At 72.9% G+C, this 17494-nt stretch carries 13 protein-coding genes; 5 read left to right on the top strand and 8 right to left on the bottom strand.

Annotated elements, in window-relative coordinates; genetic code table 11:
• Positions 1–83: 83 nt before the first annotated feature.
• From FHX74_RS01315 to FHX74_RS01300, 4 genes are all read right to left on the bottom strand, one after another.
• Positions 84–4409: a PKD domain-containing protein gene (locus FHX74_RS01315; protein ID WP_220483369.1), complete on the bottom strand. Its 4326-nt coding sequence runs from the start codon at positions 4407–4409 to the stop codon at positions 84–86.
• Between the two features lie 303 nt (positions 4410–4712).
• Complete coding sequence (locus FHX74_RS01310) at positions 4713–5150, bottom strand: adenylyltransferase/cytidyltransferase family protein (RefSeq protein ID WP_182558285.1); 438 nt, start codon at positions 5148–5150, stop codon at positions 4713–4715.
• Positions 5147–5962 (bottom strand): CDP-alcohol phosphatidyltransferase family protein, encoded by an 816-nt coding sequence (locus FHX74_RS01305; RefSeq protein ID WP_182558284.1) that lies wholly within the window; start codon positions 5960–5962, stop codon positions 5147–5149. Before FHX74_RS01305 ends, FHX74_RS01310 begins: the two co-directional genes overlap by 4 nt.
• Positions 5959–6378: a cytidyltransferase gene (locus tag FHX74_RS01300; RefSeq protein WP_182558283.1), complete on the bottom strand. Its 420-nt coding sequence runs from the start codon at positions 6376–6378 to the stop codon at positions 5959–5961. The genes FHX74_RS01305 and FHX74_RS01300 overlap by 4 nt, the downstream gene beginning before the upstream one ends.
• Positions 6379–6663: 285 nt before the next feature.
• Between FHX74_RS01300 and FHX74_RS01295 the strand changes: the two genes are divergently transcribed.
• Together FHX74_RS01295 and FHX74_RS01290 are read left to right on the top strand one after the other, a co-directional pair.
• Positions 6664–7797 carry a glycosyltransferase family 4 protein gene (locus tag FHX74_RS01295; protein WP_220483368.1) on the top strand — a complete coding sequence of 378 codons (1134 nt, stop codon included), beginning with the start codon at positions 6664–6666 and terminating at the stop codon, positions 7795–7797.
• Positions 7798–7819: 22 nt separating this feature from the next.
• Entirely contained in the window at positions 7820–9091 is a 1272-nt protein-coding gene (locus FHX74_RS01290; protein ID WP_182558282.1) for an ROK family protein, read from the top strand.
• Between the two features lie 43 nt (positions 9092–9134).
• Here the strand turns inward: FHX74_RS01290 and FHX74_RS01285 are convergent, their stop codons facing one another.
• Positions 9135–10109 carry a threonine ammonia-lyase gene (locus tag FHX74_RS01285; RefSeq protein ID WP_182558281.1) on the bottom strand — a complete coding sequence of 325 codons (975 nt, stop codon included), beginning with the start codon at positions 10107–10109 and terminating at the stop codon, positions 9135–9137.
• Positions 10110–10438: 329 nt separating this feature from the next.
• Here FHX74_RS01285 and FHX74_RS01280 point away from each other — a divergent pair, with 329 nt between their 5' ends.
• A complete protein-coding gene (locus tag FHX74_RS01280; protein WP_220483367.1) occupies positions 10439–11455 on the top strand; it encodes a cytochrome c oxidase assembly protein in 1017 nt (338 codons plus the stop codon).
• 28 nt (positions 11456–11483) lie between these two features.
• Here the strand turns inward: FHX74_RS01280 and FHX74_RS01275 are convergent, their stop codons facing one another.
• The gene (locus tag FHX74_RS01275; protein WP_182558280.1) at positions 11484–12386 is read right to left on the bottom strand and encodes an oxidoreductase; all 903 of its coding nucleotides are present in this window, start codon (positions 12384–12386) and stop codon (positions 11484–11486) included.
• 105 nt (positions 12387–12491) lie between these two features.
• Here FHX74_RS01275 and sppA point away from each other — a divergent pair, with 105 nt between their 5' ends.
• Together sppA and FHX74_RS01265 are read left to right on the top strand one after the other, a co-directional pair.
• Positions 12492–14171, top strand: a complete 1680-nt coding sequence (gene sppA, locus FHX74_RS01270) for a signal peptide peptidase SppA (RefSeq protein WP_182558279.1) — start codon at positions 12492–12494, stop codon at positions 14169–14171.
• Positions 14172–14303: 132 nt separating this feature from the next.
• A complete protein-coding gene (locus FHX74_RS01265; protein WP_182558278.1) occupies positions 14304–14840 on the top strand; it encodes a dihydrofolate reductase family protein in 537 nt (178 codons plus the stop codon).
• Between the two features lie 42 nt (positions 14841–14882).
• On the opposite strand, the gene FHX74_RS01260 is transcribed toward FHX74_RS01265, so the two are convergent.
• The gene (locus tag FHX74_RS01260; protein ID WP_182558277.1) at positions 14883–16202 is read right to left on the bottom strand and encodes an MFS transporter; all 1320 of its coding nucleotides are present in this window, start codon (positions 16200–16202) and stop codon (positions 14883–14885) included.
• A complete protein-coding gene (locus FHX74_RS01255; RefSeq protein WP_182558276.1) occupies positions 16199–17440 on the bottom strand; it encodes a M20 metallopeptidase family protein in 1242 nt (413 codons plus the stop codon). Before FHX74_RS01255 ends, FHX74_RS01260 begins: the two co-directional genes overlap by 4 nt.
• Between the last annotated feature and the right edge of the window lie 54 nt (positions 17441–17494).

Here is a 17494-nt window from a genome sequence, read left to right as displayed (position 1 = left end):
GGGAATCATGACATCCCTCGGGTCAGTCCCCAAGACGACGCCGGCCACCCGCGGAGCGGATGGCCGGCGTCGGGAGAGCTCGATCAGTTCGGCTTGGTGACCGAGACGTTGTCCACCTTGACGACGAGCGGGGCGTTGGTGGCGCTGCCGCTGAGGTAGGTGGCGAGCCCGACGGACCCCGGCGAGGTCAGGGTGGTGTCGGTGGCCGTGACCTGAGCACTGGCGGGCATGGTCGAGCCGTCCTTCCACACCCGGGCGCCGAGGGTGCTGCCGCTCACCTCGAACCGGACGTCCAGCACGGTGTTCGCCGAGACGGTGAGCCCGGAGACGGTGGCCGACTTCAGCGTGGTCTCCGTCCCGTTCACCACCTTGCGGAGGCTCAGCACCGCCGCACCGCTCGAGGTGACCTGCACGCTGGCGCGGTAGTTGCCCTGGCTGGTCTTGCGGGCGTCGACGTAGTAGTAGACGCCGCCCCCGGTCGCCACCTTGCTCAGCGAGAACTGGCTGTCGAAGCGGACGTCGGCGGCCGAGACCGACCCGAGAGATGCGCTCGGCCCGGTGCCCGCACTGGCGAGGTTGATCAGGCCCGAGGCGCCGTCGGTGCTGAACGGCGTCCCGGCCGATAGCGTCCAGCTGCCGCCCGTGTCGGCGGTCCCCCACTTCGTCTGCGTGCGGGTGAACGTGTCGGCGGCGATGACCGGGCTGGCCGCGGCCACCGTGACCGACTTGGACACGGTGGTGGTGGCGCCCTGGTTGTCGGTCACCGTCAGCTTCACCGTGTAGGTGCCGGCCGCCGCATAGGTGTGGCTGGTGGTCTTCCCGGTGTCGGTGCCGTTGTCACCGAAGTCCCAGGCGTACCCGGCCACGGTGCCGTCCGGATCGCTCGACGCCGAGGCGTCGACCGCCACCGACAGCCCGGTGGTCGTGGCCGTGAACGACGCCGTCGGCGGCTGGTTCGCGGCGCTCACCGTGACGGTGTGGGTCACCGAGTCGGTCGCGCCCTGGTCGTCGGTGACCGTCAGCTTGACCGTGTAGGTGCCCGCGGCCGTGTAGGTGTGGCTCGGCTTCGCCCCGGTGCCGGTCGACTGGTCACCGAAGTCCCAGGCGTAGCTCGCCACCGTGCCGTCGGGATCGCTCGACCCGGTGCCGTCGAAGGTCGCCGCCAGGTTCTGCGTGCTGCTGGTGAACGCCGCCGTCGGTGCCTGGTTGGGCGCCGGCACCGTGACGGTGACCTGCGCCGTCTCGGTGTCGGTCGCGCCCTGGTCGTCGGTGACCGTGAGCTTGACCGTGTAGGTGCCGGAGGCGGTGTAGGTGTGGCTCGGCTTCGCCCCGGTGCCGGTCGACTGGTCCCCGAAGTCCCAGGCGTAGCTCGCCACCGTGCCGTCGGGGTCGGTCGACGCGCTGGCGTCGAAGCTGCACGCGCCCTGGCTGCAGGTCTGGCTGAAAGCGGCCGTCGGCGGCTGGTTCGGCGCCGGCTGGCCGGCCGGCGAGGCGGCGTAGTGCGCGCTGATCTGCGCCGCGGTGAGCACCCCGGAGTAGACCGCGACCTCGTCGATGGTGCCGGCGAAGAACGGGCTGTCGCCGCCCCAGTCGCTGTCGCCACCGACGCGCCAGTAGCCGGCGTAGGCCTGCTGGTCGGTCTGCGGGTTGGTGCCGACCAGCTGGCCGTCGACGTAGAGCTTCATCCCGTCGGCGCCCTGGGTGGCGACCAGGTAGTGCCACGAGCCGTCGTTGTAGCTCTTCGGCGAGGTGATCAGGTTGGTCTGACCGGTCCAGACCCCGAAGGTCAGCTGACCGCTGTTCTCCATGTAGACGTGCCGGTCGTAGTTGCCCGAGGTGCCCGACTGCCGGTCACCGAAACCGATCAGCTTGCCCCCGTGGGTGGTGGTCGTGTTGAACCACAGCTCCTCGGAGTAGACGCTCGGATCGCTGACCTGCTGGCTCGAGCCGATCGTCCCGTTGCTGCCGTTGAAGGTGACGGCCTTGCCGGCGGTGGTCACCGGGCTGCTGACCCCCTGGGTGAAGCCGCCGGAGAGGACGCCGCTGTTGCCGTTCGGGCTGGCGTCGGCCGCGGTGCTGCCGGAGGTCTCGTCGAGCCGCCAGAACAGGTCCGGGTTGTCGGCGTAGACCGCCTTGCCGTAGCCGTCGGTCGGCGCCGTGCCACCGAGGCTGCGACCGCTCTTGAGGTAGTGGTCGCGCACCTGGGTCAGGCTGAGGGCGCTCGGGTAGATCGCGACGTCGTCGATCGTGCCCGCGAAGTTCGCGCTGCTCGGCTGGTTCGGCCAGCCGCCCAGGTTGTCGCCGCCCACGCGCCAGTAGCCGGTGTAGGCCTGGCCGTTGGTGACGTTGGACTTGGCGCCGGCCGCCAGCCCGTCGACGTAGAGCCGCATCCCGGCCGGCGACAGCTCGGCCACCACGTGGTGCCAGCTGCCGTCGTTGTACGTCTTCGAGGTGGTGAGCACCTGGACCGATCCCGGGTAGACCCCGAAGACCAGGTGGCCGGCGTTGTCCATGTAGACGTGCCGGTCGTACGAGCCGCTGTTCGCCGTGGTGCTGCTGCTGCCGAAGCCGAGGATCTTGCCGCCGCTCGTCGTGGTGGTGTTGAACCACGCCTCGGCGCTGAAGGTGTCGGGAGCCGTCTGCGGGTTGCGGCCGACGGCCACCCCGTTCGCGGTGCCGTCGAACCCGGCGGCGGTGTCGGTCGACCCGGAGATGGCGCCGGCCTTGCCGTTGGTCACGCCGCTGGACAGGGTCAGGTCGTTGCCGCCGGCCCAGTCGGTCGAGGTGGTCACGCCGGTGGCCTCGTCGAGCCGCCAGTAGTTGCTGGCACCGTCGGCGATCACGGCCTGCGAGTACGGCGACTGGTCGACCGCGTTGACGCCGGCGGTCGCCGTCGCCTGGTTGCTGGTCGAGGTGTTGCCGCTCGCGTCCGAGGCGGTGATCGAGTAGGTGTAGGCCTTGCCCTTGGTCAGGCCGGTGTCGGTGAAGTTCAGGGTCGGCCGGTTCCAGAACTGCGAGGTCGCGGTCGTGGTGTAGATCGGCGCCGCCGTCCCGGACCGGTAGACCTTGTAGGTGAGCACCTGGTCGTCCCGGTCGTAGTTGGTCAGCCAGCTGATCCGCATCGAGGTGTCGCCCACGGCGCGCAGCGTCGGGGTGCTCTCGACCTTCGTGGCGCGCGGGCCCTGCTTGTTCGGGGCGATGGACGGGACGGCGAAGCGGACCAGTCCCTGCTGGGCCGTGCCGTTGACGGTCGGGAACTCCCCGCCCTCGATCACGTAGGACCCGTTGGACTCGGTGGTCCAGCCACCCTGGCTCTGGCCGGTGTAGGTGCCCGACGCGACGTCGGGGAACCAGTTGATCAGCGACGGGGCCGGCTGACCCGCGAAGTTGTAGTACCCGCCCGCGGTGTTCGGCTGGACGGTGCCGGCCGCGGCGAGCGTCCAGGCGTTCGCGCGCTGCCAGCGGTTGCGCGGGTTCGTGTCCGGGAAGCCGCCGACGTTGCTGCAGTCGTGCTCGTGGCTCACCAGGTAGACGACGTTGTTCATCACGGTCGAGTCGTAGGTGTCGCCGTGGCAGTCGGCCATCATCTGGATGGTGCCGGTGTTCAGGTCGGCGGCGTACACCCCTTCGAAGTTGCCGGTGCCGCCGAACCAGAAGCCGGTCACGGTGACCACGTTCCCGGTCACCCGCACGCTGTAGGAGCCCGCGCTGTCGCCGTAGTTCTGGATCAGGCTGTTCGCGGCGAACGGCAGCGAGGTGCCGGTCGTGCCGTCGAGCGAGGCGATCCCCGGGGAGAACGAGCCGTTGACGTTGGCGAAGCTGCCGCCGACGATCACCTTGGAGCCGTCACCGCTGGCCGCCAGCGAGTAGACCGTGTTGTCCGCGGTCGGGGCCCAGCCGAGCAGGGCACCGCTGGTGGGGTCGACAGCCGCCAGCCGGGTCCGCGCGACCCCGTTGACCGTGGTGAACCAGCCGCCGAGGTAGACGGCATTGTTGGTGACGGTGATCGAGAAGACGTCGGAGCCGACGGTGGGGGCGAAGCTGCTGATCAGCGCACCGGTCGCGGTGTTGAAGGCGGCGATCCGATAGCGGCTGACCCCGTTCACCGAGGTGAACGACCCGCCGATGTAGAGCTTCGAGCCGTCGGGGGACACGGCCACGGTCCGCACTCGTCCGTTGACCGTCGGCGCGAAGGAGGTGATCAGATTGCCGGTGGTGATGTCGTAGGCCAGCAGATTGGAGCGGGGGGTGGTGTTCGTGCCGGCCGCGGCACCGGCCGGGCGGGCGGTGGTGAACTGGCCACCGGCGTAGACGGTGTTGCCCACGATCGCCTGGTCCCACACGACGCCGTCGATCTGCACGGTGGGCAAGGCGTCGGCGGTGACCGCACCGGTCGGCCGGCTGATCACCGGGGGTGCCGAGCTGGTGGCGGCGGAGGCGGTGGGAGCGATGCTGCCCAGGGCCGTCAACGCGACGAGAACCGAAGTGGTGACCGCCAGGGCACGCGCGAGTACGCGTGCACGGCGGGACGGCCGAGCATTCATCCGAAGTCCCCCGAAAAAGAAACAATCCCCAAGATGGCGACATCCCCATCGCCGACGCGGCCCACACCGCAGGTGAAGCTTAAGGGAAGAAAGTCCGACACCGCGCCAGTTCGTCGAAAGAGTTCGACCACCGTCGGCGCCTTCCCGCCGCCGCCGGTTCGCGCGCGGTCAGCCCCGGTGCGAGATCATCTCGCGCAGGATCGTGCTCGAGGTGTGCACCGTGTACGGGAAATAGGCCAACCGGGCCCCGACGCTGGCCATCTCGCGCTCGAGCCGGTCACCCTTCGGCGTCCCGCGCCAGTCGTCGCCCTTGAAGAGCACGTCGAAACCCACCCGCTGCCAGGCCTCGATCTTGTTGCTCGAGTAGTCGACCACCACCTCGTCGACCAGGTCGAAGGCGGCGACGACGTCCATCCGCTCGGCCAGCGGCACCACCGGCGCCTTGCCCTTGGCCGCCAACAGCACCTCGTCGGTGACCACGCCGACGACCAGCCGGTCGCACTGCTCGCGCGACCGCAGCAGGATGTTGAGGTGACCGACGTGGAACATGTCCCAGGCGCCGGGCACGTAGCCGACGACCGGCCCGTCCACCCCGGGGTCGGTCACGGCGCGCTCCCGGCGGCCGCGGTCCGGTCGAGCGCCCGCAGGTCGCGGTACCACTTGCCGAGCACCAGCACCAGGTAGCCGGCGCTCGCCACGGCCAGCACCGTGTAGACCGTGGCGAAGACCAGCGGCGCGCCGAGCAGCACGAAGCTCAGGCAGAGCACGCCGTAGTCGGTCGGCAGCTTGGCCAGCGACATCCAGCGCGGGGTGGTGCCCGGTGCCACCGCGGTCATCCCGAGGCTGATCCGCCGCGCCCGGGACAGCTGCTCGGTCAGCAGCATGCCGGCGAAGTGGACCCCGGCGACCACCGAGAACCCGAGCGGCACCAGCAGCCACCACGGGTCGAGGGCCGGGTGCTCGGGCAGCACGAACCGGTAGAACCCGATGGCCACCGCCAGGTGCAGCGACCCGTTCTTCACGCTGTCGATCACGTGGTCCAGCCACTCGCCGGTGACGCTGCCGCCACCGCGCAGCCGGGCCACCTGGCCGTCGGCCGAGTCGAGCGCGTAGCCGACCACCAGCCCGAGGCCGATCAGCACCCCGGCCAGCGGGCCGGGCGGGACCAGGGCGACGGCGACCAGCGCGGCGAAGGTGAAGCAGGCGCTGATCGCGGTCACCTGGTTCGGCGTCCGGCCCCAGGTGTACATCAGGGCGGCGAACACGCGGCCGAGCGGCCGGTTCACCCAGAGCGAGTAGAAGGGCGCACCCTTGGGACTCTTCTGCGCCTGACGCAGCCGGCGCAGCGCCGCGCCGAACCCTTCGGCGTCGGTCTCCTCGCGCGTCCCGAGGTCCGGGCCGCGCACCCCGGTGGTCATGCCACGGCCGCGTCGGCGAGCTCGGCGGGCACCCGCAGGGCGAGGGCCCGCCGCAGGGCGAGGCTCGCGGTCGTCCGGCGGACCGGCAGCAGCTCGACGTCGTGGTCCGCCCACGCGTCGAGGTCGTCGGCGGGACGGTCGGCCACCACGAACATCCGGAGGCCCTCGTCCGCGTCGGTCAGCGCGACCGGGTCGACGTCGTCGTGCACCAGCACGTCCTCGACCCCGCGCAGCCGGCGCAGCAGCGCCATCCGCTCGTCCAGACTGACGACCGGCGGACGCCCGTAGACGCGCTCGACGAGCTCGTCGGACCAGACCCCGACGAGCAGTCGGTCGGACAGCGCGCGGGCCTGCTCGAGCACGTCGAGGTCTTCGACGTTGAGCAGGTCGAACGGCGCTGAAAGATATCCATTCATCGTGAAAGCCCCCCGGCCGAGGTTCTTGCCCACCACAGAGGGTCCCGGCTGGCTTTCCGGTTCGTGGAGGGAACGAACGACCGGTACCTTACCGTCCGGTCGGTGCGTCGATCGGTGCTCGCGGGCAAGACCGGACGCACGGACGTGAACTCTTTACCCAATTCTCGGATTGCTGGCGATTACAGCGTCGGCGTCGCCGCGAACGCCAGGACTTCGACGTCGAATCGTCACAATGCGTGATCTTCCCGAGATGTATTCGGGTCCGGAAACCCACGAGGAGCCAGTGTGGCGAAGGTCCTGATCGCCAATCTCGGCGCCGAGCTCTACGGCGCCGACCGGATGGCGTGGGAGACCGCCACCGGCCTGCGGGGCGCCGGCCACGACGTCACCGTCGTGCTGCCCGGTCCGGGCCCGCTGGCCGACCTGCTCACCGACGCCGGGATCCCGGTCCGGACCGCACCCACGGCGATCGTCCGCAAGTCCGCGCTGCGCCCGCGCGGTCTGCTCGGCCTGGTCCGGGACGCCGTCGGCTCGGTCCGGCCGGGGCTGCGGCTGCTGGCCGACGTCCGCCCCGACGTGCTGGTGGTGAACTCGATCGTCGCCCCGCTCTGGCTGGCGCTCGGTCGGCTCCGCGGCGTCCGGGTGGTCTGCCACGTGCACGAGGGCGAGACCGGGCTGGCCCGACCGCTGGCCGTGCTGCTGCACCTTCCCCTGCACCTCGCCCACCACCTCGTGGTCAACAGCCGCTTCAGCCTCGACGTGGTCGCGGCGGCCGCTCCTGCGCTGCGCCGGAGGTCGACCGTGGTCTACAACGCGGTGGCCGGACCGCCCGCGCCGACCCCGCCGCGCCCACACCCGGAGCCGCTGCGGCTGCTCTACGTCGGCCGGCTCTCACCACGGAAGGGGCCCGACGTCGCCGTGGCCGCGCTGCGCGTCCTCCGCGACCGCGGCCTCGACGCCCGGCTCACGCTGCTGGGCTCGGTGTTCACCGGGTACGAGTGGTTCGAGCAGCAGCTCCGCGAGACCGTCGCGACCTCCGGGCTGGCCGATCGGGTGCAGCTGGCCGGGTTCCGCTCCGACCGCTGGCCCGACACCGCCGAGGCCGACGTCGTGCTCGTGCCGTCGGTCGCGGACGAGCCGTTCGGCAACGTCGCGGTCGAGGCGGCGCTGGCCGCCCGGCCGCAGGTGGTGACCGACACCGGTGGGCTGCCCGAGGCGGTCGAGGGGCTGACCGCGTGCGTCCGGGTGCCGCCCGGCGACCCGGAGGCGCTGGCCGCGGCGGTGGTGCGGATCCGCGACGACTGGACGCGGTTCGCGGCCGCGGCGGAGCGCGAGGCGGCGCCCACCGCCGAGCGGTTCTCCCCCGCCCGCTACGCCGCCGAGCTCGACGCGGTCGTCCGCGCGCAGCTGGGTGGCTGAGCGGCCGTACTACCCTCGGCGCGTGCTGAGGGTTCGTCACCTGGGCTCGCTGGAGGTCGGCGGCCACGGTCCGGAGAACCCGCGCGAGCGCCACCTGGCGGCGATCCTCGGTGAGCTGCAGCGACACGGGCCGGACAGCCGGGCGTCGATCGCCGAGCGCTGCGGCCTGGGCACCTCCACCCTGAGCGAGCTGGTCGGCGAGCTCCGCGGCCGCCGGCTGGTGACCGAGTCGGCGCCGGTCCGGACCCGGACGGTCGGCCGTCCGCTCCGGCAGCTCCGGCTCGACGGCGACGGCTACCTGGTCGCCGCGGTGCACCTGGCCGCGTCGCGGTCCGAGGCCCGGCTGGCCACCCTCGGCGGGCGCGAGCTCGGCCGGGCCGAGCGCCGCTGGGAACCCGGCCAGGACGACGCCGGCACGGTGATCACCGACCTGCTCCGTCGGCTGCTCGTCGAGGTCTCCCCCGACCAGCCGCTGCTCGCCGTCGAGGTGGGGGTGGGCGGCGTGATCCGGCGCGCCACCGGCCGGGTCATCAACGCCAAGGCGGTGGGGCTGCACGACCGGCCGCTCGGGGACGAGCTGCTCGACCACCTCGACCGCCTCGGCTTCGACGCCGCGGTCGGGATCGACAACGACTGCAACTTCGCCGCGCTGGCCACCGTCGCCGAGGCCGGACCCACCGACGACCGCGCGGTGACGATCTACGTCGGCGGCGAGGAGGCGGTCGGTGGCACCGTCCTGGTCGGCCCGAACCTGCTCCGCGGCGCCGGCGGCGCCGGGGAGATCGCGCACTGGGTGGTCGACCCGCGCGGCCGTCCCTGCTGGTGCGGACGCCGCGGCTGCCTGTGCACGGTGGCCAACCTGCGCGGCCTGTTGACCAGCACCGGGATGGGCCCCGACGAGGCCGAGGAGCTGGTCCGCACCGACCGTCGGGCCGCGCTCGCCCGGGTGGACGCCGCGGCCGACGCGGGCGACCCCGGCGTGGACGCCGCGCTCCAGGAGAGCGCCGACGGACTCACCTCCGTGCTGCACGGCCTGCAGGCGCTGCTCGACCCCGAGCGCGTCCTGATCGGCGGTTTCCTCGGCGCGCTCGGCCGGCACCTCGAACCACGGCTCAGCCTGCGCTGGCCGGCCGCGGTGGGCGGCGGCTCGCGTCGCGAGGACGAGTCCCCGCTGAGCGTCCGGACCGTCCGCGAACCGTGCGGTGCGGTGGTCGACGGCGCGCTGCTGTCGGCCCGCACCCGGTGCCTGGAGCACCCGTTGCACTTCAGCCGGAGCTACGCGCTGCCCGACTGACCGTCCTGCCGTTCGGGTCCCGCCGTCCGGTCGTGCGGGTGGATCAGGTCAGCCAGCGGGCGTCGGTGTTGCCGCCCGACAGCACCACCACGCTGACCCGGTCGGCGGTGTCCGCCACCCCCGCGAGGACGGCGGCCAGCGCGACCGCGCCGCCGGGCTCGACCGCGAGCTTGAGCTCCTCGAACGCCCACCGCACCGCAGCGCGCACCTGGTCGTCGTCGACCACCAGACCGGGACCGGCCAGCGCCGCGTTGACCGCGAAGGTGAGCTCGCCCGGTGTGGGGGCGAGCAGCGCGTCGCAGATCGAGCTCGCCCCGGCCGCGTTGGCCACCCGCTCCCCGGCGGCCAGCGAACGGGTGGTGTCGTCGTAGCCGGCCGGTTCGACCGGTCGGACCACGGCTCGTGGGAGCCGGTCGGCCAGCGCGGTGGCGATGCCGGCGGTCAGGCCCCCGCCGCCGCACGGCACCAGCACCTGGTCGGGCACCAGCTCCCGCTCGGCGGCCTGCGCGGCCAGCTCGAGCCCGACGGTGCCCTGGCCGGCCATGATCATCGAGTGGTCGTAGGGCGGCACGGTGACCGCCCCGGTCCGTGCGGCCAGCGCGGCGGCGATCTCCTCGCGGCTCTCGGTGGCGCGGTCGTAGGTGACCACCGTCGCCCCGAAGGCCCGGGTGCGCTCGATCTTGAGCGGCGGGGCGTCGGCCGGCATCACCACGGTCGACGCCCACCCGAGCAGGCTGGCCGCGTGCGCGACCCCCTGCGCGTGGTTGCCGGACGAGAACGCCACCACACCCCGGTCGCGCTCGGCCGGGTCGAGCGCGGAGATCAGGTTGTAGGCGCCGCGGAACTTGAACGACCCGGTCCGCTGCAGCGTCTCGGCCTTGAGCAGCACCCGTCCGCCGGCCCGGGCGTCGAGCGCGGCCGAGCCGAGCAACGGCGTCCGGACGGCCTGGTCGCGGATCCGCACGGCCGCCGCCTCGACGTCGGCGATCCCCACGGGCAGCTCGGAGGCGTCACTCACCCGGCCAGCTAACCAAACGGCCCCGGCACGGGCCCAGCGCCGTCGTTCCCGCGGGACGTCGCACCGCCTGTGTCGACGTCGCACCACCTACGTCGACGTCGCACGCGCGACGTCGCACCACCTACGTCGACTCCCACGCGCGACGTCGCACCACCTACGTCGACGTCGCACCCCAAATACACGGTGCGAGGTGGTCGCTGAGGGTGCGAGGTGGCGAGGGGTGAGCGAGGTGGTCGCTGGGGTGCGAGGTGGTCGCTGGGGGTGCGAGGTGGTCGCTGGGGGTGCGAGGTGGCGAGGGGTGAGCGGGGCGGGCGTGGCAGGGTGGCCGGGTGAGCGCGCTGGTCCTGTCCGTCCCGCTGGGGGCGCTGCCGCTCACCGTGCCGACCGCACTGCCCCGGCTGACCGCCGGTGCGGTGTTCGGACGCTGGCGGTTCGACCCGTTCGCCCTCGGCTTCGTGGTGCTGGCCGGGGCCCTGTACGCGGCCGGCATCCGCCGGGTGCGGCGGGCCGGGGGCCGCTGGTCGGCCGGCCGGACCGCGGCGTTCTACGGGCTCGGGCTCGGCGCGGTGGTGATCGCGACCTGCTCGGTGCTGGCGGTCTACGCCCGGGTGCTGCTCTGGCCGGTGACCACCGCGAACATCATGCTCGACCTGCTCGCGCCGCTCGGGCTGGCGATCGGGGACCCGATCGGCCTGGTCCGCGAGGGCTCCGGCCCGCCGGGCCGGGCCCGGCTGGCGGCGGTGCTGGCCTCGCCGCTGCTGCGGTTCTGGACGTTCCCGCTGGTCAGCTCGGCTGCGGTACTAGCCTCGGAGCTGTCGATCTACTTCACGCCCTACCTCGAGGCCGCGCTCACCCACCCCGCGGTCTGGCAGCTGATGCACCTGCAGCTGCTGGTCACCGGGCTGCTGTTCGTGCTGCCGATGCTCAGCGGGGTCGAGCTGCTGCCGGCCTGGTGCACGCCGGGCGTCCGGGTGCCGCTGGTGTTCGTCGACGGACTGTTCGACTCGCTGCCGGGCATCTTCATCATGGTCAGCTCGTCGCTGCTGGCCGGCGGCTGGTACGCCCGCCAGCCGCGCGACTGGGGACCGAGCGTCCGGCTCGACCAGCAGATCGCCGGCGGGGTGCTGTTCAGCCTGGCCGAGCTGGTCGCCCTGCCGTTCCTGGTCGCGGTGTTCGTCGAGTGGTGGCGGCACGAGCGCGCCCGGACCGCCGAGCTGGACGCCCGGCTCGACGCCGAAGAGGCGGCCCGGGCCGCGGCGGCCGCCGCGCAGGGCCAGCAGGCCACTGCGGACGGCGACGGCCGGACCCGCCCCTGGTGGGAGACGGACCCGGCCGGTCGCGACTGACGTCCTTAGGCCTGGTTCAGCGGCCGGCTCAGCCGCCGATCTGCTCGAGCTCGGCGACGTCCTCGGCGCTGAGCCGGATGCCGGCGACGGCGAGGTTCTCCTCGAGGTGGTCCGGGCTCGACGTGCCCGGGATCAACAGCGTGTTCGGCGCGAGGGCCAGCAGCCAGGCCAGCCCGACCTGCGCCGGGCTGTGGCCGAGCCGCTGGGCCACGTCGATCGCCTGCGGCTGCTCGCTCACCTTGGGCATCCCCGGGAACGCCGATCCCAGCGGGAAGTACGGCACGTAGGCGATGCCCTGCTCGAGGCAGTAGTCGAGCACCGGCCGGTCGCTCCGGTCGGCCAGGCTGAACGCGTTCTGCACGCAGACCAGCCCGACGCTCTCGTGCGCGGTGCGGACCTCCTCGAGGCTGGCGGTGGAGATGCCGATCCCGGCGATCTTGCCCTCGTCGCGCAGCGCGGCCATCGCGGCCAGCTTGTCCTCGAGCGGGATCTCCGCGTCCTCGGGACCGCGGTGGGCGGCGTCCGGCAGCCGGAGGTTGACCGCCCCGAGCTGCTCCACCTCGAGGGTGCGCAGGTTGTCCTCGACGCCCTGCCGCAGCTGGTCGGGCGCCTGCGCCATGAGCCAGTTGCCGGCGTCGTCGCGGACCGCCCCGACCTTCGAGACCAGCACCAGGTCGTCCGGATAGGGGTGCAGCGCCTCGTGGATCAGCTTGTTGGCCACGTTCGGCCCGTAGAACTGCGCGGTGTCGATGTGGTCGACGCCGAGCTCGACGGCGCGGCGGAGCACGGCGATCGCCTGGTCGTGGTCGCGCGGCGGCCCCATCACCCCCGGGCCGGGGAGCTGCATGGCGCCGAAGCCGACCCGGTGGACCCGGTGGCCGGCCAGTGGGTAGGTCTGCTGGTCATCGTTCTGCGAGACGTTCTCTGACACGTCCACGACGCTACTCGCGGCCGCCGACGGTCTGCGGTCCCCCTCCGCCCCTCTCGGCAGCGAGGCCAGGCCGGGCCTTTGGCCGGCGAAACTAGCGTGGCGGTCATGGAGCTGCGCCGTCCCGGGACGACCCGCCTGCTGCTCGAGCTCGACCTCACCGAGCCGCCCGCCGAACCCGGCGAGGACCCGCTCGAGCGGTTCCGCAGCCGCGGCCGACGGCTGTTGCGACCTACCCTGCGCGCGCTGCACGAGGCCGGGGACGACCCGCGGGTGGTCGGGCTGCTCGCCCGGCTCGGGCCGGGCCTGGACTGGGTGACCGCGCAGGAGCTGCGCGCGGGCCTGGCCGTCTTCCGGGCCTCGGGCAAGCCGACCTGGGCCTGGGCGGAGAGCCTCGAGGGACCCGGGACGACCGCCGCCGTGGCGTTGGCCGCCGGGTTCGACACGTTCTGGCTCCAACCCGGCGGCGGGCTGGGACCGCTCGGCGTGGCCACCGAGACCACCTTCCTGCGCGGCGCGCTCGACCGGGCCGGGATCGAGCCGCAGGTCGAGCGGCGCCGGGAGTACAAGAACGCGCCCGACCAGCTGCTCCAGACCGCGTACACGGAGGCGCACCGGGAGTCGCTGACCCGGCTCACCGCCAGCCTCTGGCAGGACGCGGCCGCCGCGATCGCCGAGGGCCGCGGGTTGGAGCGCGACCGGGTGCAACAGCTGGCCGACGGCGGACCGCTGACCGCCGCCGAGGCGGTCCAGGCCGGGTTGGCCGACCGGCTCGGCTACCGCGACGAGGTGCACGCCCACGCCCGGCACGACCTGCCGGAGGGCACCGAGCTGCTGTTCGCCGACCGCTGGTCGCCGCGTCGGCTGCCGCGGCTCCCGGCCCGGCGGCACGTCGCGCTGGTCGAGGTCCGCGGCGGGATCGGCTCGGGCCGCAGCCGGCGCGGGCCGATGGGCCGGCAGGTCGGCTCGGACACGGTCGCCGCCCAGCTGCGGGCGGCAGCCGAGGACGACCGCGCCGCCGCGCTGCTGCTGCGGGTCGACTCCCCCGGCGGCTCGGCGGTCGCCTCCGAGACGATCTGGCGCGAGGTGGTCCGGGTCCGTGAGGCCGGCAAGCCGGTGGTGGTCTCGATGGGATCGGTGGCGGCCTCCGGCGGCTACTACGTCTCCTGCCCGGCCGACGTGATCGTCGCCGCCCCGGCCACGCTGACCGGTTCGATCGGCGTCTTCGGCGGGAAGCTGGTCGTCGCGCGGCTGCTCGACCGGTTCGGGGTGACCACCGACGCGGTGACCCAGGGCGAGCAGGCCCTGATCAACTCCTCCCGGCGCCGCTGGACCGAGTCCGAGCAGGCCCGGATCGCCGCGGCGATCGACGCCATCTACCGCGACTTCGTGGCCAAGGTGGCGGTCGGCCGTGGCCGCACCGTCGACGAGATCGACGCGGTGGCCGGTGGCCGGGTCTGGACCGGACGCGACGCCCTCGAGGCCGGGCTGGTCGACGAGCTGGGCGGGCTCCGCGACGCCGCACGGATCGCCCGACTGCGGGGCGGGCTGGACGAGGAGGCTCCGGTGCGTCCGGCGCTGCGAGTGCCCCCGGTCGCCCGATTGGGCCGGCCCCGGAACAGCGACGACCCCCGCGCCCGGGCGGGCCTCGGTCTGCTCGGCGGACTCGGGGGCGGTGTCGTCGGGAACGGACTCGGGAGCGGGGCCGTCGGCAACGGCTGGCTGCACGAGCTGACCGGGCTCGGCGTGGGCTACGAGCTGCGGATGCCCGAGCTCCGGTTGCTCTGAGCAGGACAGGGCACGTCGACAGGCCCGGTGCGCGTCGATGATCTCGGAGCGGTGGCGTGCGACCCGATGAGTTCCCGGGACGGGCGGGGTCGATCACCACACAGCACCAGCGAGCTACCGGAGGACGCCACCATGGGCACCATCAGCGCCAACTTCTTCATGAGCCTCGACGGGGTCGTCGAGTCCCCGAACCTGTTCGTCTTCCCCTACTTCAGCGACGAGGTCGGTGCCGCGGTGTCGGCGTCGACCGAGCAGAGCCGGGCGATGATCATGGGCCGCCAGCTCTACGCGGAGTGGTCGGCCTACTGGCCGACCGCCGAGGACCCGTTCGGCGGGTTCATCAACCAGGTGGACAAGTACGTGATCAGCGACAGCCTCACCACGGCCGACTGGAACGCGACCACGATCATCCCGGGTGCCGAGGCCGAGCAGCAGGTCCGGGCCCTCAAGGAGCGGACCGACGGCGTGATCGGGGTCTCGGGGAGCGGCACCACGGTGGCCTGGCTGGCCACCCACAGACTGCTCGACGAGCTGCGGCTGCTGGTCTTCCCGGTGGCCGTGGGACAGGGTCGTCGGCTGTTCGAGGACGGCCGCGTCCCGCTGGCGCTCACCGGCAGCCGCAGTCTCGACACCGGTGTCGTCGAGCTGGTCTACGCCCCCGCCCCGTGATCATCTGCTGGTGATCATCCGCTGGTGATCATCCGCCGGTGATCACGCCCGCCGGGCCGCGACCGGCTGCTCCTCGTGCAGGTCGACGGCTCGGGTCTCGGGCAGCGTGAGCACGACCAGGCCGGAGATCACCAGCAGCACCACCGCGTAGATCGGGAAGACCGTGGTCGACTGGTAGCGGTCGGCCAGGTAGGCCTGCAGGTAGGGCGCGGTGCCACCGAAGAGCGCGATGGCGATCGAGTAGGGGATGCCGAAGCCGGCGGCCCGGATGTGGGTCGGGAAGATCTCCGCGAACACCGCCGGACCGACCGCGCTGAACGCGGCCACCACGGCGAGCATGATCGACATGGTCAGGGCCAGCTGCCAGGCCGAGTCCCGCAGCAGCGCGTTCATCGGCAGAGCCAGCGCGGCGCTGCCGAACAGGGCGATGGCCATGCACGGCTTGCGACCGATCCGGTCGGACAACCGTCCCCACAGCGGCAGGAACACCAGGAAGACGAGGTTGCCGACCAGTCCGGCGGTCAGCGCCGCCCCGGAGTCGATCTTGAGCGTCGTCTGCGCGTAGGACGGCGCGTTGATCGCCCAGGTGTAGTAGATGACCGTCGCGCCCATGGTCATCCCGATCACCTGCAGCGCGCGCTTCCAGTGCCGGCCGATCTCGCGGGCCATCGGACGCCGGGCCGCCTTCTCCTGCGCGACGTCGGCGGTGAACACCGTGCTCTCGTCGAGCCCCCGGCGCAGGTAGAGCGCGTACAGCCCGAGCAGTGCGCCGATCAGGAACGGGATCCGCCAGCCGAAGTCGTCGAGCTGGGCGGTGCTGAGCACCACCGCCAGCAGCGCGCCGACCGCCAGGCCGGCCATGTTGCCGATCGTCCCGGAGAAGTAGATCCAGCTCGACCACAGCCCGCGCCGTTCGCGCGGCGCCTGCTCGGTCAGGTAGGTCTGCGCCGCGGGCAGCTCGCCGCCGTGCGCCAGCCCCTGGAGCAGCCGGGCCACCACGAGGATCAGCGAGGCTCCGACCCCGAGGGTGGCGTACCCGGGGGTGACCGCGATCAGCAGTCCGCCGAACGAGGCGACCAGCACCGAGAGCATCAGTGAGAACTTGCGGCCCTTGCGGTCGGCCACCCAGCCCAGCAACAGCCCGCCGAACGGGCGGGCGACGAAGCCGACCGCGAACACCGCGAGGGTGTTGAGCACCGCCGAGGTCGGGTTGTCGGGGTTGAAGTGATGGGTGGCGATGAACTTGGCGTAGCTCGCGTAGATGCCCCAGTCGTACCACTCGAGCGCGTTGCCGATCCCGGTGGCGACGAACGTCCGACGCTGCGAGACCGGGGCCGTCCGGGTCCCGGCGGCGGTGCTCACGAGGCCTCCTGCTCGGCGCTGCCGGACAGCGCGGCCAGCCGGTCGAGCGCCCAGGCCGCGTACAGCGCGGTGCCGTCGGCGAGCACGGCGTCGTCGAAGGTCGCCCGCGGTGAGTGGTTGTAGTCCGACGTCGCCGGGTCGACCCCCGGTGGCACCGCGGACAGTCCGACGAACGTGCCCGGCACCTCGTCGAGCACGAACGAGAAGTCCTCCGAGCCGGTCAGTGCGTGCTCCATCCGGCTGTGCCGGTCGGAGCCGACCAGCCCGGTGATCAGCTGCTCGGCGCGGGCGGTCTCGTCCGCATCGGTGACCGTGACCGGGTACTCGGTGCTGTAAGTCACCTCGGCGGTCAGCCCGTGCGCCTCGGCGATCCCGCGGGCCACCCGGGGCAGCACCTCGCGCATCCGCTCGGCGTGCGCGCTGCTGAAGGTGCGCACGGTCGCGTCGAACTCGGCGGTGTCGGGGATGACGTTGCGCTTGGTCCCGGCCCGGACGTAGCCGACGGTGACGACCGCCGGGTCGAACGCGTCGAACCGCCGGGTGACCACGGTCTGCAGGGCGGTGATGATCTCGGCGAGCACCGGCACCGGGTCGGCGCTGCGGTGCGGGGCCGATCCGTGCCCGCCGCGACCGCGGACCACGACCCGGAACCCGTCGGAGGCGGCGAGCATCGGTCCGGGGCAGGTGAGGAAGATCCCGCCCGGGGCCATCGCGGCGAAGACGTGCATCCCGAACGCGGCCGAGGCCCGCGGGCCGGCCAGGTCGAGGATCCCCTCCTCGATCATGATCCGGGCGCCGCCCATGCCCTCCTCGCCGGGCTGGAACATCAGCACGACGTCGCCGGGCAGCCGATCGCGTTGCTCGGCCAGCAGCCGGGCCGCCCCGACCAGCATCGCGGTGTGCAGGTCGTGCCCGCAGGCGTGCATCGCGCCGTTGGTCGAGCGGTAGTCGACGTCGACCTCCTCGGCCACCGGCAGCGCGTCCATGTCGGCGCGGAGCAGCACCACCGGACGATCGGAGCCGGCCGCACCGGGGCCGCCGCGGAGCACGGCGCCCACCGAGGTGGTCCGGGTCCCGGTGGTCAGCTCGAGCCCGAGCCCGTCGATCGCCTCGAGCACCCGCTGCTGGGTGCGGGGCAGCTCCAGGCCGACCTCGGGGTCGGCGTGCATCCGGCGGCGGAAGTCGACGAGCTCGGGTGCCAGCGCGCCGGCCCGGGAGCGGAGGTCGGAGAAGTCCATAGGGAACCTTAGAACCGACGCCCGGGGCCGCGTCCAGGGCTCCCGGGCACCCCC

Source organism: Microlunatus kandeliicorticis, assembly GCF_014137855.1.
GTDB classification, from domain to species: Bacteria; Actinomycetota; Actinomycetes; order Propionibacteriales; family Propionibacteriaceae; genus Microlunatus; species Microlunatus kandeliicorticis.
The sequence above is the reverse complement of the archived record's forward strand: the minus strand, read 5'-3'. Positions and strand labels throughout refer to the sequence as shown.